The sequence below is a fragment of the Stenotrophomonas sp. WZN-1 genome (genome assembly GCF_002192255.1).
Taxonomy (GTDB): Bacteria; Pseudomonadota; Gammaproteobacteria; order Xanthomonadales; family Xanthomonadaceae; genus Stenotrophomonas.
Genome location: NZ_CP021768.1, coordinates 4,184,926 through 4,203,917, shown reverse-complemented (window position 1 = coordinate 4,203,917; position 18,992 = coordinate 4,184,926). Strand labels below are relative to the sequence as shown.

Genomic DNA, 18,992 nt, shown 5'->3' with positions numbered 1-18,992 from the left:
TTTCTGACTTGAATGTGTAAACCACATCGGAGATAACGTTCCCCGTGCGGTCAGGCCGCATTCCGGACCAGGGACGATCCGAAGCATGACGTGGTGAGGCAACCGCCCCACGTTCTCGTTCCCGCCGGTGCTGTGTTCGTCCAGGAAGGAGAACAGGGATGTTGGAACGACTGAAGACCATTTCGTGTGCCGCACTGGCGATGATCGCGCTGGGGAGCTTGGCTCCTTGGGCTGCGCAGGCGCAGGAGGTGCAGAAGAAGTGGGAGAGCTACCTGTCGATGGGCCAGCCGCGAGCCACGGAAGCGGCGGTGCAGAAGGACATCAAGTCGCTCTTTTCCCAGTACGAGAAGGACAAACCCTTCGATTGGCATGTCAAACGCCAACGCGTCCTTGGAAAGAAGGTCATCTACGATTACCGGGTGAGACCCGAGAAGATCGTTACTACTGACTGGGTCTACACCCACTCAGGGCAGGAGTACTCATCCGAAGATCAGATTCGTAGCGTGATCCTCGCTACCCGCGTCAGCGACCCGCAGTGCCCGGCGACTTCACTCACGGAGGATCCTTGGGTGGAGCTCCTTGGACTTGGCAGGGGCGACGACGGTAGCGTCACCAACGAGGAGAAAAATTTCCATTACACCTTGAACTTCTATCACCAGAGCACTCAAGAATGCTCGTCGATAGTGGGGTGGGAGCATGTGCGCCGGGCCAGAACGGCGCTTTGCCCGAATCGACCGTCCCTGACGTGGAATGAGGCCCTGCAGATGTGCTCTCTGGTCCAGCAGGACGAGCCGCACATGTCGCCCATGCTCTCCTACACAAGCGGGCCGCTGCCGCCGCAGCAGTGTCCTGTTGGTAACCCGTGTGATCCGACCACTGGCGATAAATCCCAGCCTGAGCCGGATTTCAACCTTGGATGGGTGAGCTTCCAACGCCACTATCACTCCCTGACAAGCACGGCGGGCGGCGCGTTGGGTACGGGCTGGACCCATTCCCACAATCTGCGGCTTACCACAGGCGTAGACGATTCCACCTTCCCTCCCAGCTCCGAACTGAAAGTTGGGCTGATCGGCGCCGATGGCGGGCAGACCGCATTCCAGAAAGTGGGGGCCAGCTACGAAGCCATGGACGGAAGCGGCGACCGCGCGGTCCAGCAGGGCACCAACTGGCAACTTTCACGTGCCGGAGAGCGCATTTATTTTGATGCTGATGGCTTGATGCAGCGCCGTGATCTCGAAGACGGTACTTCGCTGACCTATGCACACGACAGCCGCGGCCGCCTGCTCAGCATCACCCATTCAACCGGTCGGCGCGTGGATGTCCAGTACCTCGCGCCGGGCGACGATTCACTGATCTCGGCCCTGGTGATCGCCGGCCAGCCTGTGGTGAGCTACGCCTACTCCCCGGCCGGGGAATTGATCACTGCGACCTATGCAGACGGTGCTAGCCGTACGTATCACTATGAGGACACCCGCTTCCCGGGCTACCTGACCGGCGTGACCGCCGAAGACACCCGGCGCTACAGCTGGTTCGGCTACGACGCCAAGGGGCGGGTTACCTGCAGCCGCCATTCCGGCGATTGCAGTCAGGCCGACGTAGGCATTGATGGCGTGCGTCTGGAGTACACCCCGGCAGGCACCACCATCGTCACCGACGCACTGGGCAAGCAGAGTGCCTACGCATTGACCGCCAGCGGCAGCAGTGGCCTTCCGCGCAAGGTCAATGGCATCACCGAGAGCAATGGCAGCATCAGCCGCACCTATCTGCCCGAGGGCACCGATTTCCGGCGTCGCCTGCAGTCGGTGACCGATCGCCGAGGCGTCGTCACCCAGTACGCCTATGCGGAGGCCAGCGATGCTGCCGCTGGCGCCGTCAGCGTGACCACTACCACCGAAGCGGCCGGCACTCCGGATCAGCGTGTCAGCGAGACGCGCGTGGCCATGGACAGCAATCGGCTGGTGCAGCAGGCCGTCGGTAACCGTGAGATCCGCATCGCGCGTAATGCGCGCCTCCAGCCGACCACCATCGCCGTGCGCGACATGGTGACCGGTGACACCCGCGTCACCACGCAGACCTACTGTGAGGCCGAGGGCCCAGAGTGCCCGCTGGTGGGACTGCTGCGTAGCGTGGATGGCCCGCGCAGTGATGTGGCGGATGTCTCCACCTACGCCTACTACACCGCGGACGACGCGGGATGCGCGGCCAATGGTGCCTGCAGTTATCGCAAGGGCGACCTGCGCAGTGTGACCAATGCGCTCGGCCAGACGGTCGAGACCTTGGCCTACGACGCACTCGGAAGGCCGCTGTCGATAAAGGACGCCAACGGCGTGGTCACCGACTACACCTACCATGCCCGCGGCTGGCCGACCTCGGTCACCGTGCGCGGCGCAACCACAGCCGAGGACCGGGCTACCCAGATCAGCTACTGGCCGACCGGCCAAGTGCAGCAGGTCACAGAGCCCGACGGCAACAGCGTCACCTACGTCTACGACGCCGCGCAGCGGCTGACGGACATCGCCGACAGCGCTGGCAACACCATCCACTACACGCTGGACAATGCCGGCAATCGCCTCAAGGAAGACACGCTCGATGCAGGCGGGACGCTGCGCCGTACCCTGGCACGGACGTTCAACACGCTCGGCCAGCTGACCGCACTGAAGGACGCAGGCAACCACGCTACCGGCTTTGCCTACGATGCCAACGGCAACCCGCAGACCGTGACCGACGCCCTGCAGCGCGTGACCAGCCAGCAGTACGACCCGCTGAACCGCCTGGCCCAGACCCTGCAGGACGTGGGTGGCGTGGCCGCCGAGATCCGCAGCCAGTACAACGCGCTGGACCAGGTCACGCAGGTCACTGACCCGAAGGGCCTGCATACCACCTACGCCTACAACGGATTCGGTGACCTGACCGGGCAGGTCAGCCCGGACAGTGGCGCCAGCAGCTTCACCGTGGACGCCGCCGGCAACCGCAAGACGGCCACCGATGCACGCGGCATCACTGCCACCTATCACTACGATGCACTCAACCGCCTGATCGGCATCGCCTACCCGGACCCCAATCTGGACGTGGGCTACAGCTATGACGTGGCACCGACTGCCTGTGCCACCGACGAGCGCTTTGCGAAGGGGCGACTGGGGCAGGTGCTGCATGCCAATGGCAGCACCCAGTACTGCCATGACCGCTTCGGCCAGGTCACCCGCAAGGTGCAGACCGTCAATGGTGTGGCCAGCACACTGCGCTATGCCTACAGCAAGTCGGGTCGCCTGACTGCGTTGACCTACCCCGACGGCAGCGTGGCCGACTACGTGCGCGATACCCAGGGCCGCATCAGCCAGATCGGCCTGACCCGCCCCGGCCAGGCGCGCCAGATCGTGGTGAACAACGTGACCTATGCGGCCTTCGGCCCGGCGACCGGCTGGACCTACGGCAACGGCCGCCAGCTGCAGCGTCCGCTGGATCTGGATTACCGCCCGCAGGCGGTGCATGACCCGGCCGCAGGCGGCCTGTCGCTGGGCTACGGCTACGACCCGGTCGGTTCGATCACCGAGCTGAAGAAGGGCGCAGGTTCGACGGTGCTGGCCAAGTACGCCTACGACACGCTGGGCCGCCTGACCCAGACCCAGGACGGCGCGACCGGCACGCCGATTGAAACCTATGCCTACGACGCCACCGGCAATCGCACCGCGCTGACCACCTCGGCAGGCACCGCCAGCTACACCTACCCCGCAACCAGCCACCGGCTGACCGCCGTGGACGGCGAAGCGCGCAACCATGACGCGGTGGGCAACACCACCAGCATCGGCGGCAAGACGTTCATCTACAACGATGCCAACCGCATGAACGCGGTGAAGCAGGGCAATGCCGTACTGGAAAGCTACGGTTACAACCACCGCGGTGAACGCGTTCTGCGTACCCCGGCCGGTGGCGCAGCACGGATCACCTTGTACGACGAAGCAGGGCAGTGGCTGGGCAACTACTCGGCCACGGGGCAGGCGCAGCAGCAGGCCATCTGGCTGGATAACTACCCGGTGGCGCTGATCAACGTGCCGGGCACCGGCGTGCCGGAACTTGCCTACGTCCAACCAGATCATCTGGGCACGCCGCGCGTGGTGATCGATCCGGTACGGGACGTCGCGATCTGGGAGTGGAGCAACAAGAGTGAGGTGTTCGGTAACCAGATTCCGAGTGCTGATCCGGATGGCGATGGTGTGGCGTTCGAGCTGGCGCTGCGATTCCCGGGCCAGCAGGCCACGGATGCGAGTGGGTTGTTCTACAACTACCAGCGGGAGTATGACCCGGCAGCGGGGCGCTATTCGCAGAGTGATCCGATGGGATTCGACGGGGGGGTATCTACCTTCTCCTATGTATCAGCTGATCCAGTGCAGGCGGTTGATCCGCTCGGACTGCTGGCCAATTGCACTTGCGTGGACGGTGGAGTTCATATCGACATCCCTATTCGCTTCAGTGGTGAGGGAGCTACTCCTGAGACTTTGAGAAAAATGATAAATGCAATTGAATCGACCTGGTCTGCGCCCGGATTTACAGTGACTGTTAGCCAGCCGGAGAAAGGTCGGTTAAACCGTGTTGAGGTTCCGCTGGGGAGGGGGGTTTCGACCGTAACTGGAGGCAGTGTCGGTAAATGGTATGCAGGAAACACTGAGTGGACGGCTGCGCACGAAGCAGGGCATTTGATGAAATTCAAGTACGATGGTCGTTTTGATATGTACGATGTGGTGTCGCAGGCGCCATCTCGTTCTACTAAGCCCGTTCCGGGGTGGGAGGGAAACATCATGGCAGAGCATCTTGGCGTTCCAGACGATAGGGTTCGGGACGCTATCAAGAAGCGGTTGGGGTGCAAATGATGGTGAGTCTACGCGTGGCTGCGCTCCTTCTTCCATTGCTCGGAGGCTGTGGCACTAGCCAGATCAAACACATTGAATGGAACTCAGATTGGGTGGACGTTTCATCGGATGAGATCATTCCTGGGAACTCGACGACACTTCGAAGTGACCGCTTGGCCACCTTGAATCCGCAGAGCGAAAAATTGATTGCTCAGTGGATGCTCGATCAGAACTTGAGCATCATCCAAGCATCGGATGCTGCTGAGAAATTCGCGCCACTACAGTTGAATGGGTTAGTGCCGGCAGAGGGGGAGACTGTTTATCTCGTCAGAGCGGCCTCGGGTGCAGGAGGCGGGAGTTTTGTCGGCTACATAAATGACAATGGAATTCTCATCTTGTACGGGGTAATGGGAAGTTGTGGGGAGCAAGTGCATCGAGTGGTTGCTGTGAGCCTGAGTAAGAGGCCTGCCAAGGTCTTCGGAGGGTGCTCAGGAGCGCTTTGAAGATTCTTATGTGTGTGGGTCTGAGGTGGGAATAGGGAAGTGGGAATTTCATTTGCGAGCGCTCTGTTGGTGTGTTTGCGGGCGGGGGCATAGATTGCAGCTGTTGAGCGGCTTGGCGACACCGTGGTCTTCATTGAGGCCTCTGTCGGCGCAGAAGATTGCACTTCTAGTAGAGGGCGCTTGGGAAGGCCGGTTGATTCCTGTCAAATCATGATTCTTGAGCAGAGCTTCCCGGGACGATCGAGCTATCGATCACAGGCGTAACAGCAGACCGCTAGGCCAGATGGGGACGGGCTGTTCTTTTTCATGCGAATCCATGGTGGGTGCGGAGCGATTGGCCGTTGTGGCGCATTGATCGATTGAGGGCATCACCCCACGGCGCACGCACCGCTTGGCTTGAGCTGGGGCAGGTTGCGGGGCATGTAGGCCGGCAGGGAGCTGACGAAGGGATGGATTACAGGACGGATCACCATCGGGCCAACGCAATGGGCTCTACCGTGCGTGCAGCTCGATGAACATCATGGATCCTGTACTCAGCGAACTGCTTTCCCGGTTCGGTGTCGACAGTGACTTCGGGCAGGCAGGTACTCTCGAGCGCTGCGCGATGGGCTGCGTGAGTAGGCCGCCAAGCAGGAGGCAAGGTGCATGAGCTCCCGCACTCCTCCACAAAAGTACGCGATCGGCCTGTACGCCTCGGAGAGGTACAAGATGAAAGCCAGGCAGATTCTTCGGTACGGGTTGGCCTACGCGGTGTCGTGTGGAGCGCTCTGGCTGTTCCTGCACTTTGTGGGCAGGGCGCTTTACGCCTTCGACTCACATCAAGTTTTCTTCTGGCTGTATGCCGTCAGCCTTCTGTTGCTGGGAATTGGCGCACGGGTTCCCGCCGCTGATCGCCTGACGATCAGGCGGCTTGCCAAGGGGGCTGGCTTGGGGTTGCTCGCTGGCCTTCTGGCCCAGGTCGTGGTGCTTGCACTGGAAGCCTATAGATTCAGCGGGTTCAGGTCATCGCTGCTCTGGCAGGTACCGGTTTCGCTGATGGTGATGAGCGTCGTGCTGCTCACGCCGCTCTGGGGCGTAGTGCTGGTTGCCCTCACCGCCGCATGCCGCCGCGACAACAACCCACATCAGGCCTCGAACCCATGAAGCGCCTGACTGCCTTTTGCCTCGTGGTTGCACTGACATCCTGTGCGGCGCATCCGAACCGCACCACGAAGTGTCCGCCGGCATATTTCACCTATGTTGGCACCGAGAGAGTCGACGGGTTGACCTACGGGCGCTTCCAGATCACCCACAACGCTGATCAGCCACTTCAGCTGTGGGTGGATGAAAGACGCAGGTTGAACTCAAGGACCGCTCGCGCAGAGATGAGACGTGCAGGCGAGGATGCCTGGCGGCCTTACAACGTGATCCTTGAGGAAATCACACCGGGAGCGATCGGGCTGTCGATCGCGCCGGGTGAACAGCAGAGCGTTCTGTTCGATGGTGATGGCGTGTTCCTGCCCGGCCAATCCAGCGCGGAGGCGGAGTACTCCATCGTGGTACGGGATACAGCCGGTTGCGAGCATCGCTCCGCGTCGTTCATTCCCTGACGCTCCCGCCGGTGTGCGAGATTCACGGTCACCCTCGTTCAGTGGCACCCGCCGCATGCGCAGCGGGTGCCCCACAGCGGGCAGTGCGAGCTCAATTGGCAGGCCATCCCGCAGCCACCCGGTCCGCCAGCGCCAGCTCGGTATCTGAGGTCAAACTACAATAAATGCCAATGTCCGGCGAACTGATCTTCATAAGGTGCATGAAGGGCGCAGCTGCAGTTGGAGCGTTGGCGATCTGCTGCGCGCTGATTGCGTCCATGATGAGTATGGGTTGTCCAGTCGTTGGATACTCTCCATCAGTTATGTTTGCTCTTTTTGTGGCATTGCTGGTGCTGTTTGTGTATTCCAAGTTCGAACTGGCGAGAAGGGGAATTCTGTCGGTTGAGGTTAGGCGAGTGCGATTCGCGTTCGCCATGGCTTTCCTGGCCGAGATGTTCATGATTGGGTTGCTGGTCGCCCGCAACCTCGAATGCGATAGCTTCGTTCGCGCGATTCCCATTCCTGGGGCACTACTTGTTTTCTATACAGCTGCCGCCTTCTCATTTGTATTCAGTGACTTCTATCTTGGTGCCGCGCGAAAAATCATCAGACTTGGCGCTCGGCCGAGGAACTTCTTAAGAGACAAATAGTTGGCACTGCCTTTGTGGTGCGTGAGCATCCGCCACGTGAGTGGCGGGTGCTCCGCAGGGATAGCGCCAGTACTGACTCAATCGGCACGCCATCCCGCAGCCACCCGGTCCGCCAGCACCAGCTCGGTATCCACCTGCCGGCCATCGCGCAGATAACGGATGCCCACGCGCGTCCCAACCGGGCGCTCACGCAGCAGCGCACGCCAGTCCGCCAGCTTCCGCGTGGCAATCGGCTCGCCTGAAATCATGACAATGCGATCATCCCTGTGCAGCCCCGCGCGTGCACCAGCGCTGGACGACGCCACATCGGCCACACGCAGTGCACCGTCCTCGGCCTGCAGCCACAATCCGCTGCGGTCGAAGGCATCGGCCTGCGTGCTTTCAGCGTTGGGCACCAGGTACAGACGCTTGGCTTCGTAGTCGATGCCCATGGAAAAGCGCCGCAGCACGCCGCCACCCAGGATCGCACCGTAGTCGGCCAGGGCCAGCGCACCCTTGTCCGTGCTGGACAGGTCACCGACCAGGCCGGTGACCTCGATGCTGCCCATGCGCAGCACACCAAGCCGGGCCGGTCGCGCGCGGCCCGGGCCACCGAGGCCCCATCCAAGTACCGCTTCCTCGCTGGCGTGGTACTTCTCCAACAGACCATGGGTACGCACGAACGGGCTGCTCAGGCTCAGCGAGTTGCGTGAGCCGGTGTCCAGCCACAAGCGCAGCGGGATGCCGTCCAGTTCGCCATTCAGTACCGGTGCGCGGTCATCCTGTTCGAACGGCAGCACCACCGCGTTGGCGGGTGGCTGGTAGTGGCCCGGTCGGGTGAAGCTGAGCACGCGCGCGCCGTAGTCGAAGGTGGTGACGAAGCGCAGGAAGGTCTCGTAGCCGATGAAGCCATCGTGTGGCACGCCCATCGAGTTGATCTGCTGGCCGAGGTCGATGATGTGGAATACCGGGTTTGCAAGGTGCGCGCCACCGATGCGCAGGTGGCGGGCCTGCGCCAGGCCCAGGTCGCTGGCGTTGTCGCCGGCACCATGCACGCTCAGGCGGCCCGCTGTGGTCAGCCCCAGGCGTTTGGCGGCGATCGGTGTCAGCAGGTTGATGGCGCCGGTGTCCACCAGGAAGCGCGCCGGCTGGCCGTCCACCTCGGCCTCGATGTAGACATGGTTGTTGATCAGGTCGAACGGGACGCGGGTGGTGCCGCTGGCATCCTCGATGTAGCTGTCGTCGGCCATCGCTGGTGGTGCATACAGTACATCCGGCACGGGGAAATCCACCCGGTAGCGCTGCACCTGCACGTCGCTGCGCAGTCGCGGATCAGCACGGCCCTGGGCATCGAGCGTATCGGTGATGATGCGATGGGGCAGCAGCAGGCCATCGACCGCCCGGTAGTCTTCCAGCGTGGTGGCGGTGGGTGTGCGCGCGGAGGCGATGACCACCCGGCCGAGCAGGCCACTGCGGGTGTCGAACCAGAGTTCGATCGGGTCCGCGCCATCCGGCGTCGTCGCCAGCACGTCATAGCGCTTCCCGTCGTGGCCCTCGGTGCGTGGGCCTGCAAAGCGCGAGGCCGGATAGGCGCTGGACCAGTAGGCGCGGGTGGCCAGCCACGCCTGAGTGTGCGCGGTGCGGCGTGGCACGGTGCCGTCCAGTAGGCCGACCTCGCCGCCGTAGTCACGCCGCCAGGACCGCTGGCCGTCGAACCCTTGGGCGACGGCGAAGGCTCCCAGCTGGGCCTGTTCGGCATAGCGCCCGGCGTGCAGGTCCTGGTTGAGCTGCCAGCGGCCCTGCAAGCCACCGAGCGACTGCTCGCCCTCAGCCTGCAGGCGCTGTACCGACAGCCACGGCTCGCCGCCACTGGCTGCACGGGCCCGGGCCAGCACGCTCGCCGCATCCCCTACCGCAGCCTGCACAGGAACCGCCAGCATCCACAGCAGGCCGAACATCATCCGTTGCCATCGCATCGCATCACCTTGTTCATCGGGTCGAGCGCTGATGGCAACGCAGCGGCGGGCGCCGTTCGACCGGGCGTGAAGGATTGGACGTTCAGCCGGAGGTGGCGCGGCTGCGGCGGTACTCGCTCGGCGTCTGCCCGGTGGCGCGCTTGAATGCGCTGTTGAAGGTGGACTTGCTGCCGAAGCCGGCGGCCAGGCCGATGTCCAGCACGCTGCGTGGGTCGGCGGGGTCGGAGAGGAAGGACTTCGCGGCCGTGATGCGGAAACCGGTCACGAACTCGGAGAAGCTCTGGCCCAGGCCCTGGTTGAGCGCCTGCGAGACCTGGTTGGGTGACCAGCCGCTGTGCTGGCTCAAGCCCTGGAGATCGAGCCCCGGGGCCTCATGCAGGCGTTCGTCCTGCATCAATGCGGTCAGCGCGCTGGCGATGGCCGCGCACTGCGCTGCGTCGATGCCCGAGCGCTCGTAGCGTGCGACGGCGACGTCCTCGATGGGCGCGGGGATGAGATTCCCCGCGCCCGGTGCGGCGGCACTCACAGGCGCGCGCAGCTGCTGCCGCACCACGCAGCAGGCCAGCAGATACATGCCGGCGGTGGTCAGCAGGCTGAGCCCGATGCTGGCCAGCAGCGGAGCGGCGTCCGGCGGCCACCGGTTCATCGCGCTGGCAAGCCAGCAGCCTGTCATCACGATCGCCAGCCCGCGCAGCCCGCTGCGTTGGATGGCGGTTCCGCGCGGGGCCGAAGACGTACGCAGCGACAGCCACAGCGTGGCCAGCAGGTAGGGCGCGCCCTGCAGCAGCCAGCCATGGAAGCTGAGCTGGAACAGCGCCTTGCCCAGCGGCGAGACGTCGAAAGGCGCAACGGCGTTCAACAGGGAAATGACGAACGCGAGCATGGCCGGCAGCAGATGCGCGAGCGGCAGCAACGAAGTGTGGCCCGGTGCGGGCGACAGCAGCGCACGCGCATGGCCATACAGCAGCGGACCGAGCAGATAGACCAGCGGCACCTCGATGGCCCGCAGCCAGCGCACCGCGTCGGCCGACAGCCAGGCCTGGCCACCCAACAGCACCAGTCCGAACAGATTGGCGGCGGCGAAACAGGCGAAGAAGATGGTGAGCAGGTGGCTGCCATGCCGAGCGCGGCCGAAGCTCACTCCGGTGGACAAGGCGGCCAGGCCCAGAATCGCAGCGCCTGCCGCCAGCTGCAGCAGATCCGGTGGCGTCATGCGCGCAGTGTTGATGAAGCGCGCGGCAACGTCCAGCGCGGGCTGGCGGCGTGCAGGCAACACAGGGGGAGATGGCGCGCCCGGAGGGATTCGAACCCCCGACCAATGGCTTCGGAAGCCACTACTCTATCCGGCTGAGCTACGGGCGCGTTGTAGAACCGCCGCGCCGTCGGCCAGTGCCGGGGCGGGCATCGCAGCGCCATGAAGCGGTGCGGGACCGGCATTCTATCCAGTTTCGCCGAACAAATCTCCCCCCACGGGCAAAGCCCTGCCAGAGGGGCAGGAGTATCCTATCGCCATGGCTGATACCCCCCTCACTTCGCCGCAGTCGCCGGCGACGCCGCGTTGGCGGCATTACTGGAGTCTGATGCGCGCTGATCGCCCGATCGGCACGCTGCTGCTGCTGTGGCCCACCTGGTGGGCGTTGTGGCTGGCCGCGGGCGGCCTGCCGCCGCTGTGGACGCTGTTCGTGTTCACCGCCGGCGTGTGGCTGACCCGCTCGGCCGGTTGCGTCATCAACGACTACGCCGACCGCTGGCTTGACCCGCATGTGGAGCGCACCAAGGCGCGTCCGCTGGCCACCGGTGCGATCAGTGGCCGCGCTGCGCTGGTGTTGTTCGCGGTGTTGATGCTGGTGGCATTCGGCCTGGTGCTGACCATGAACGGGCTGACCATCGGCCTGAGCTTCATCGGCGTGTTCCTGGCCGCCAGCTACCCCTACCTGAAGCGCTACACCCATCTGCCGCAGGTTTACCTGGGCATGTCGTTCGGTTGGGGCATCCCGATGGCGTTCGCCGCCGTGCAGGGCGAGGTGCCGATGCTGGGCTGGCTGCTGTATGCCGGCAACATCCTGTGGTCCACCGCTTACGATACCTGGTATGCCATGGTCGACCGCGAGGACGACCTGAAGATGGGCTCGCACTCCACCGCGATCCTGTTCGGTGATCTCGACCTGGTCATCCAGGGCGTGCTGTACGCGCTGTTCCTGGCCACGATGGCGCTGGTCGGCGTGCGCGGCGGGCTGGGCGGGTACTACCTGGCCGGCGTGGCCGTGGCTACCGCGCTGGTGGTGTACGAGTTCTGGATCTGCCGCCACCGCGAACGCGGCCCGTGCTTCAAGGCGTTCCTGCACAACAACTGGGTGGGCGCTGCGCTGTTTGCCGGCATCGCCGTGGACCTGGCGCTGCGCTGATCGCCCGGGGTCTGGTAGAGCCGGCCGCTGGCCGGCTGCAGCCGTATGCGGTCCCGAGATTGCCGGCCAGCGGCCGGCACTACCGTCCTCCCGCCTACGACCAATAGGTGGCTGACAGCCCGCACCCCACCGCCCAGAATCGGTCCATCGAACCTGGGAGGGTAGGCGATGGCCTCGACGGCAGCAGTACAGGACGGCTGGATGGCGCGCGCAGCATTGCGCTCGGCCGCCTGGGCGGAAAAGTGGTTCCCCGACGCGTACGTGTTCGCGGTGCTGGGCGTGGTCATCGTCGCACTGGCCGCGATGGGCTTCGGCTCGACTCCGCAGGCCACCGCCAGCGCCTTCGGCGACGGCTTCTGGAGCCTGATTCCCTTCACCATGCAGATGGCCTTCGTGGTCATCGGTGGCTACGCGGTGGCGACCGCGCCGGTGGTCGCACGCTTCATCGACTTCCTGGCCCGGGTGCCGCGCACCGGTCGTGGCGCGGTGGTGTACGTGGGCCTGGTCAGCATGTTGGCCTCGCTGCTCAGCTGGGGTTTCTCGCTGGTGTTCGGCGGCCTGCTGGTGCGCGCGCTGGCCCGCCGTACCGAACTGCGCATGGACTACCGCGCGGCCGGTGCGTCGGCGTATCTTGGCCTGGGTGCGGTGTGGGCGATGGGGCTGAGTTCGTCGGCCGCACAGCTGCAGGCCAACCCGGCCAGCATGCCGCCGGGGCTGGTGGAGATCACCGGCGTATTGCCGTTCACCGAAACCATCTTCCTGTGGCAGTCGATCGCGCTGACCTCGGTACTGATCCTGGTCTCGCTGCTGATCGCCTGGCTGACCGCACCCGCCGCCGGCAGCGCCCGCACCGCCGAGGAGTTCCCTGGCGCTGCACAGGCCGAGCCGGAACCGCTGCAGCGACGCACGCGCCCAGGCGAATGGCTGGAGTACAGCCCGCTGCTGACCGTGCTGCTCTCGCTGCTGGCGTTCGGCTGGCTGTTCAACGAGTTCGCCAACAAGCCGGTGATCACGGCGATCGCCAACCTCAACACCTACAACTTCCTGTTCATTTCGCTGGGCCTGCTGCTGCATTGGCGCCCGCGCAGTTTCCTCAACGCGGTGGCCAAGGCGGTGCCCAGCACCACCGGCGTGCTGATCCAGTTCCCGCTGTACGGTGGCATCGCGATGATCCTCACCCACGCCGCCGGTGGTGACGGGCAGACCCTGGCGCACCGGCTGTCGAGCCTGTTCGTACACGTGGCCAGCACCGATTCGTTCGCGCTGGTGATGGGCGTCTATTCGGCGGTGCTGGGCTTCTTCGTGCCGTCCGGTGGCGGCAAGTGGATCATCGAGGCGCCGTACGTGATGCAGGCTGCCAACGAACTGAAGGCGCACCTGGGCTGGGCGGTTCAGGTCTACAACGCGGCCGAAGCGCTGCCAAACCTGATCAATCCGTTCTGGATGCTGCCGTTGCTGGGCGTGCTGGGGCTGAAGGCACGCGACATCGTGGGCTTCACCTTCATCCAGCTGCTGGTGCACATCCCGCTGGTGCTGGGCCTGCTGTGGCTGCTGGGCATGACCCTGGCGTATGTGCCACCGGTGATGCCCTGAATGCAGCGTTGGCGTCCCTGCGTGAGCCGGGAAGCCAACCTCGTTCAGCGCGTGTTTCCGGCTGCGAACACCATGAATGCGTGCAACGCCAGCGATGGCATGAACACATGCCGAACCCGCATGAATCCTTCAGCTGCTTGTGCCACAAGGACTTCTGCGCGTTCATTCACAGGCGTACACACAGATGTAGCCGCCCACCCACGCGTGATTAACCATTCGCTGCAGACGATGGTCCCGTCCACCGCATTCCGCGAGTGGCTTTGGAGATCGGACATGGCACAGCAGAACCAGAACCCGAACCAGAAGCAGCAGGGCCAGCAGAACCAGCAGGATCAGCAGCAGGGCCGAGGCCGCGACCAGCAGCAGCAACAGCAGCAGGAACAGCAGAAGCGCAACCAGAACCAGCAGCAGGGCGGCCACGACGAAGAAGAATGACCGCGCCGCGCAGCCGGTGTGACCAGCGAAGCCCCGCCCTGCGCGGGGCTTCGCTTATTCCAGCACGCCTATACGCTGCAGCACCGGCGCCGCCGACATGTCGTTCGGATTGGTGCCGGGCTGGTCCTGTGGCACCTCCATGCCCATGCCGCGGTACAGATCCACCCAGTGCTGGGCGATCTGCCCGGTCTGCGGGTTGCGGAAGTTCATCGGCTGCAACGCGAACACGTGGTGCGCACGGAACGCACGCTCGATGAAGTCCGAGCAGTAGTAGCTGTCTTCGTTCAACACATACGACGTGTTGTAGGGCTTGCCGAGCATCGTGCGCGCGGTGGCAACCGCGTCCTTGATCGCCGCCTGCTGCGGTGCGCGCAGGCGATAGACCACGATCTGCCGCTGCTTGGCCCGGGCGTCCTGGCGGAACTCGACCAGTGATTGCCGGCGCGATCCCTTCTCGTCCGCATGCAGCACGTCCCAGCCCTTTGGTGCCGGGGCGACCAGGGCCACGTGATCGAAGCTGGGTACGCCCTGCTTGCCTGTGGCATCGTCGATGGCGGCACTGAGGCCGCTGCGGCCGGCGGTGACGAACAGCAGGTCGCCTTCGTGGACATCGACGGCCATCGCCACCGCTGGCCACAGGGCGGGCAGCAGCAGGCCGATCATGAGCAGGAGGCGACGCATGGGGTGTCTCGGGCAGGCGGAATGCCGGAATTGTAGGGCGCGCGGTAGCATGGGGCGACCGAACCGGATTCAGGATGAGCCCATGCGTCGAAACCGTTCCGCTGCCGTGCTGGTACTTGCCTGTGGCGTGGCGCTGGTTGCCTGCACGCCCGAACCGCAGGCGACGCCCACGGAAGCCGCGCCCGCGCGTCCCGCGCCGTCGTCCACGGCGGCAGCGGTCCAACCCACACCAGTGCTTGCCAGCAGTGAATGCCCCTACCCGCAGTTCGATGCGTTCCTGAAGCACTTCGGCAACGAGATCACGCTGCAGGAAAAGGCCACTGCCGATCCGCTGCTGGACAGCTACATCGATGCCGAGGCCGAGCCGGAACCGCGCAAGGTGGAAAGCCGCCTCGCGCTGGCCGATGTCGAGTGGCCGGTGATGCCCGATCCCGCCGCGTTGGCTGGGCAGGGCCGCGAAATGCAGGTCAGCACGCTGGCCGATGGGCAACGACAGGTACAGATCCGCACGCCGGACAGCAGCGACCAGCAGACCTACACTTTCGCGCAGTCGCCCTGCTGGACGCTGGTCAAGCGCGAGGATGAGTCGATCTGACGCCTGTTCCGGCACAGGCGCGGCCGGGCGGCGACTGTTAGGCTCGGAGCCTGGTCCAGGCAGGGAGACGCCGATGCAGGCTCGCAGGATGCGCACCATAACCGCCACCATGGCCGTCATGCTGGCGATGGCACCTTTCATCGGCGCCCAGGCGCAGTCGTTGCGGGCCGACGATCGCGCCTACTTCGCCAGTGCGGCAGCCGAACAGGCTGCGCGTGGCGAGCTGGGCAAGCGTGTCCAGGCCCTGCAGCAGGCTTCCGCGCTTGCGCCTGCGCAACGCTTCCAGCAGGCCGAGGAACTGCAGGCGCAGTGCCTGCGCCATCACAGCTATCTGCATCTGCAGGCAGCACGCAACGCGCGCGATCTTCGCCCGGCACAGGCGCTGGATCAGGTGATGGGGCTGTGCAGCCGCATCGCCCACGCCGGTCGCGCGGCGCTGCGCGAAGCACCCGCAGACGCGGCGTGGGCAGCACCGTATGCCTTCCTGCGCGCGCGTGCGCTGAAGGAAGCTGCGGCCCCGGCCGATGCCGCACTGGACGAGGCCGTCGAGGCGCTGGCCGATCCGGCGCTGGACAGTTTCGCGCGGCTGCGTGGGCAGATCCTGCGTAGTGCCGAGTACCCGCAGATCGAGCGTGATGGTCGGCACTGGGACACCGGGCACGACAAGCAGGCACTGGCCCAGCAGCAGGAACGCGCGTTGCGGGAAGCGGGCTGGAAGGGTTACTGGCAGGGCCTGCACTCGCGCCGTGAGCCGATGGCCTCGGTGCTGCTGGGCCTGGTGCAGGTGAACGATGCCGCCGCGCGCCTGCAGGGCGATGGCTCCGCACCGGCGCGGAGATACCAGCGCATGGGCCTGGATGCATCGGCGGTGGATGCTACGCTGCAGGCGATCGAACGCCATGCAGGGGACCGTCGCGCCTACCAGGACATGCTGCTGCGCCACGCCGCGCGCTCAGGCATCGATGCGCCGCAGCTCTGGGATACCACGCTGCCAGATGCCGGCTACACACCGCCGGTACTGACGCTGGTGCAGTTGCGCGACAATGCCGCCGACGCCATGCAACACCTGGGCCCGGCATATGTCGCCGAGCTGCGCGCGCTGCTTGATCCGTCCAACCAGCGCATGGACCTGGCCACCGGGCAAGGCAATCGCAGCCAGGATGCATTCGCAGTGAATGCTCCGGGCGCGCCGGCGATGCTGTACGTCGGGGTGCGCAGGGGCGATCTGGAAAGTGATGTTGAAATCGCCCATGAAGCCGGTCATGCCATGCACGGTGAGTGGATGCAGCGCGGCCATGCATCGCCGCTGCAGCGCAACGGCAGCCAGTGGCTGACCGAGGCGTTCGCGATCTACAACGAACTGCGCTTCCGCGACCAGCTGTACCAGCAGGCACAGGATCCGCGTGCCAAGGCCTACTACCTGAAATCGCTGCTGGATGACATGGTGCTGCAGCTGTTCACCTCGTCCGAGGAAGCGCAGCTGGAGCAGTCGATCTATCGGGGCGTGGCCGACAACACGCTGGGTACCGCCGATGACCTGGACGCGTTGACCGGCCGGGTGCTGGCGCGCTTCGGTCAGGATCCGGAGCGCTATCCGCAGTTGCGCAACGGCTGGATCGGCAAGCGCCTGATGTATGAAGACCCGAACTATCTGGTGAACTACCTCTTTGCAGGGCTGCTGGCCGTGCAGCTGTACGTGCAGGACCAGCGCGACCCGGAAGCGTTCCGTGAGCGCTATCTCGCTGTGCTTGGCGAGGGCTTCGACCGTGCACCGAGTGAGCAGGTGGCGCAGTTGCTGGGGCACCTGCCCGACTGGCCGGCACTGGTCGATGCCGACCTGCAGGTGTTCAACCAGACGGCGGCGCGGCTGCAGGCGCTGCATGCGCAGGTTGAAGCGGGGCAGGGTGAGCGCACGCAGTAGCGCGCATCCTGTCTGGAACGGCAGGTCAGGTCGAGAAAACCCGCCAGCCCAAGGCATCGTCGCGGAGTTCGCCGGTGCCGGCGACGTCACCCACCTGCAGCAACAGCCCCTGCGCATTGGGCAGGTCCTTCTGCTCGGGGAACCAGCGGCGATCGGCGGCGACCACGATCAGCAGGCCTTCGTCGTCGCCCATCGGCGCGAACTGCGGCGAAGCCGGGCTGATCGGTTGCAGGCCGAAACGTTGGTTGGACCGTTCGCGTACGGCGTCGACATCGTGGCTGGGCAGGCCGACTTCGCTCAGGCAGGTCAGCTCGCTGCCATGGAACACGCCTTCATGTGCGCTGGCCGGCAGGCGGCGGCGGCCGATCAGTTCCAGGATCAGGCTGTCAGGGCCGGTGAAGTACACCGACTGCGACTGCCAGCTGCTCTCCAGCGCGAAGTAATCCAGCCCCGCCGGATTGCGCTGCAGCGGCGTGCGCTCACGCAGCCAGGTCATCGCCTCGCTGAAGCGGTTGTCCGGTACGTTGAAGGCCAGGTGCACGCCACCGACCGGGTGGTCACCCGCCGGCTGCAGTTCGATCGTGCTCCAGCCGATGTGCACATGGTTGCCGACCACGCGCTGCTGCAGCACATCGTGGAAATACGTGGCGGCGGTGGCGACGTCGGACACCGGCAGGGTGAGGTGAAGCAGGCGCATGACCGAACCTCCATGGACGCGCCCACTGTAGCGCCGGGGCCAGCTCGGCGGCCACTATCGCATTGCGTCGGCGAAGAATCGCACCGCCGCATCCACTGCCTGCTGGTGGGTGTTCGTCCTGGGAACCGACGTGCTGCACAGCTCGGGAAGCCTCTGCACGCCGGCCGCCGTACAGGCCGCCAGGAAGTCGTAGTGGCCCACATCCGGCAGACGTTGCAGCGCGGCGCCCGTAATCAGTGCCTGCGCAGCCTCGCCATTGCTCTGCGGTGGCGCAACCGTGTCAGCCTCGCCCAGCACGATCGACACCGGCTGCCTCAGCGAGGACAGCTGTTCCGGCGCGAATGCCTGCACGATCGCCGGTGCCAGCAGGAACACGGCGCGCACGCCGGGGATCGCGCGAGATTCGTTGGCGTGGGAGATCCACGGTGACAGTTCCGGCGAGCTCGCGGCGGCAATTCGGGCATCCATCGTGTGCGTGACGGCTTCCTGCTGGGGCCGGCAGACGCCGTCATCCGGATGCGCTTGGCAGAAGGCTAGAAGCCGCTGCAGGTCGGGGCGTGCACCGGCGGCCAGCAGTGCGGTGTAGCCACCCGCGGAGAACCCGGCCACACCCAGCCGTTCGGCATCGACGTGCGGGCCGAGCACGGGATCGGCCTGCACCGCCGCCAGCGCGGCGCGCAGATCATCCGCACGCAGCCAGCTCAGCATGCTGCCCGGCAGGGTCATCGTATCGGCACCGTTGTTGCCGGGATGATCGACCGCGATCACCAGGTATCCGGCGCGTGCCAATGCCGTACCCAGCCAACCCATCATGCGCGCGCTGCCGCCGTTGCCGTGGGAGAGCAGCAGGGTTGGCAGGCGTGCACCCGCGACCGGCGCATCCAGTGCCGCGCGGCCGACGTCGAACAGCGGTGCATCGGGCGGACCGATGGTCAGGGCGACTTCCCTGCTGCCAGCGGGCGCCGGATACCAGACCGTGTAGCGCAGGGCGTCGCGGTATTGCGCATCGCGCACCACGGCGCTGGCCACCGTGGTGGTGCCGTGGCGTTCGCCTGCTTTCCAAGGCTCGCCAGCGCTGGCGCCCCCCGCCGAGGCCATCAGCATCATTCCCATCACAGTGGCTTTCATGCGCATCCTCGGCTCCT

Annotated in this window: 15 protein-coding genes and 1 tRNA gene; 10 read left to right on the top strand and 6 right to left on the bottom strand. The window is 65.1% G+C overall.

What is annotated here, in order from left to right; all coding sequences use genetic code 11:
• Window positions 1-158 precede the first annotated feature (158 nt).
• The 5 genes from CCR98_RS19645 to CCR98_RS19625 all read left to right on the top strand — a co-directional run bounded on the left by CCR98_RS19645 (window position 159) and on the right by CCR98_RS19625 (window position 7,565).
• Window positions 159-4,865, top strand: a complete 4,707-nt coding sequence (locus tag CCR98_RS19645) for an RHS repeat-associated core domain-containing protein (RefSeq protein WP_087923908.1) — start codon at window positions 159-161, stop codon at window positions 4,863-4,865.
• 14 nt (window positions 4,866-4,879) lie between these two features.
• Complete coding sequence (locus tag CCR98_RS19640; RefSeq protein WP_232463057.1) at window positions 4,880-5,347, top strand: hypothetical protein; 468 nt, start codon at window positions 4,880-4,882, stop codon at window positions 5,345-5,347.
• A gap of 645 nt (window positions 5,348-5,992) precedes the next feature.
• Window positions 5,993-6,490, top strand: a complete 498-nt coding sequence (locus tag CCR98_RS19635) for a hypothetical protein (protein WP_232463056.1) — start codon at window positions 5,993-5,995, stop codon at window positions 6,488-6,490.
• Complete coding sequence (locus CCR98_RS19630; protein ID WP_087923906.1) at window positions 6,487-6,936, top strand: adhesin; 450 nt, start codon at window positions 6,487-6,489, stop codon at window positions 6,934-6,936. Before CCR98_RS19635 ends, CCR98_RS19630 begins: the two co-directional genes overlap by 4 nt.
• A gap of 170 nt (window positions 6,937-7,106) precedes the next feature.
• Window positions 7,107-7,565 carry a hypothetical protein gene (locus CCR98_RS19625; protein ID WP_087923905.1) on the top strand — a complete coding sequence of 153 codons (459 nt, stop codon included), beginning with the start codon at window positions 7,107-7,109 and terminating at the stop codon, window positions 7,563-7,565.
• Between the two features lie 77 nt (window positions 7,566-7,642).
• Here the strand turns inward: CCR98_RS19625 and CCR98_RS19620 are convergent, their stop codons facing one another.
• The 3 genes from CCR98_RS19620 to CCR98_RS19610 form a co-directional block, all read right to left on the bottom strand.
• Window positions 7,643-9,520: an aspartyl protease family protein gene (locus CCR98_RS19620; RefSeq protein WP_087923904.1), complete on the bottom strand. Its 1,878-nt coding sequence runs from the start codon at window positions 9,518-9,520 to the stop codon at window positions 7,643-7,645.
• A gap of 82 nt (window positions 9,521-9,602) precedes the next feature.
• The gene (locus CCR98_RS19615) at window positions 9,603-10,796 is read right to left on the bottom strand and encodes a helix-turn-helix transcriptional regulator (protein WP_232463055.1); all 1,194 of its coding nucleotides are present in this window, start codon (window positions 10,794-10,796) and stop codon (window positions 9,603-9,605) included.
• Window positions 10,797-10,805: 9 nt separating this feature from the next.
• Window positions 10,806-10,882: transfer RNA gene (locus CCR98_RS19610), tRNA-Arg, on the bottom strand.
• A gap of 149 nt (window positions 10,883-11,031) precedes the next feature.
• Here CCR98_RS19610 and ubiA point away from each other — a divergent pair.
• From ubiA to CCR98_RS21365, 3 genes are all read left to right on the top strand, one after another.
• A complete protein-coding gene (gene ubiA, locus CCR98_RS19605; protein WP_087923903.1) occupies window positions 11,032-11,925 on the top strand; it encodes a 4-hydroxybenzoate octaprenyltransferase in 894 nt (297 codons plus the stop codon).
• Between the two features lie 168 nt (window positions 11,926-12,093).
• The gene (locus CCR98_RS19600; protein ID WP_014038818.1) at window positions 12,094-13,518 is read left to right on the top strand and encodes a TIGR00366 family protein; all 1,425 of its coding nucleotides are present in this window, start codon (window positions 12,094-12,096) and stop codon (window positions 13,516-13,518) included.
• A 273-nt stretch (window positions 13,519-13,791) separates the two neighbouring features.
• A complete protein-coding gene (locus CCR98_RS21365; protein ID WP_010482135.1) occupies window positions 13,792-13,953 on the top strand; it encodes a hypothetical protein in 162 nt (53 codons plus the stop codon).
• A gap of 54 nt (window positions 13,954-14,007) precedes the next feature.
• Here the strand turns inward: CCR98_RS21365 and CCR98_RS19595 are convergent, their stop codons facing one another.
• Complete coding sequence (locus tag CCR98_RS19595; protein ID WP_087923902.1) at window positions 14,008-14,634, bottom strand: YiiX/YebB-like N1pC/P60 family cysteine hydrolase; 627 nt, start codon at window positions 14,632-14,634, stop codon at window positions 14,008-14,010.
• 82 nt (window positions 14,635-14,716) lie between these two features.
• On the opposite strand from CCR98_RS19595, the gene CCR98_RS19590 reads away from it, so the two are divergent.
• Together CCR98_RS19590 and CCR98_RS19585 are read left to right on the top strand one after the other, a co-directional pair.
• Window positions 14,717-15,229: a hypothetical protein gene (locus tag CCR98_RS19590; protein WP_087923901.1), complete on the top strand. Its 513-nt coding sequence runs from the start codon at window positions 14,717-14,719 to the stop codon at window positions 15,227-15,229.
• Between the two features lie 88 nt (window positions 15,230-15,317).
• A complete protein-coding gene (locus tag CCR98_RS19585) occupies window positions 15,318-17,150 on the top strand; it encodes a M3 family metallopeptidase (RefSeq protein ID WP_232463054.1) in 1,833 nt (610 codons plus the stop codon).
• A 25-nt stretch (window positions 17,151-17,175) separates the two neighbouring features.
• Here the strand turns inward: CCR98_RS19585 and CCR98_RS19580 are convergent, their stop codons facing one another.
• Window positions 17,176-17,847, bottom strand: coding sequence for a VOC family protein (locus CCR98_RS19580; protein ID WP_087923899.1), 672 nt, complete (start codon window positions 17,845-17,847; stop codon window positions 17,176-17,178).
• Window positions 17,848-17,901: 54 nt separating this feature from the next.
• Window positions 17,902-18,981, bottom strand: a complete 1,080-nt coding sequence (locus CCR98_RS19575) for an alpha/beta fold hydrolase (RefSeq protein WP_087923898.1) — start codon at window positions 18,979-18,981, stop codon at window positions 17,902-17,904.
• Window positions 18,982-18,992: the final 11 nt, after the last annotated feature.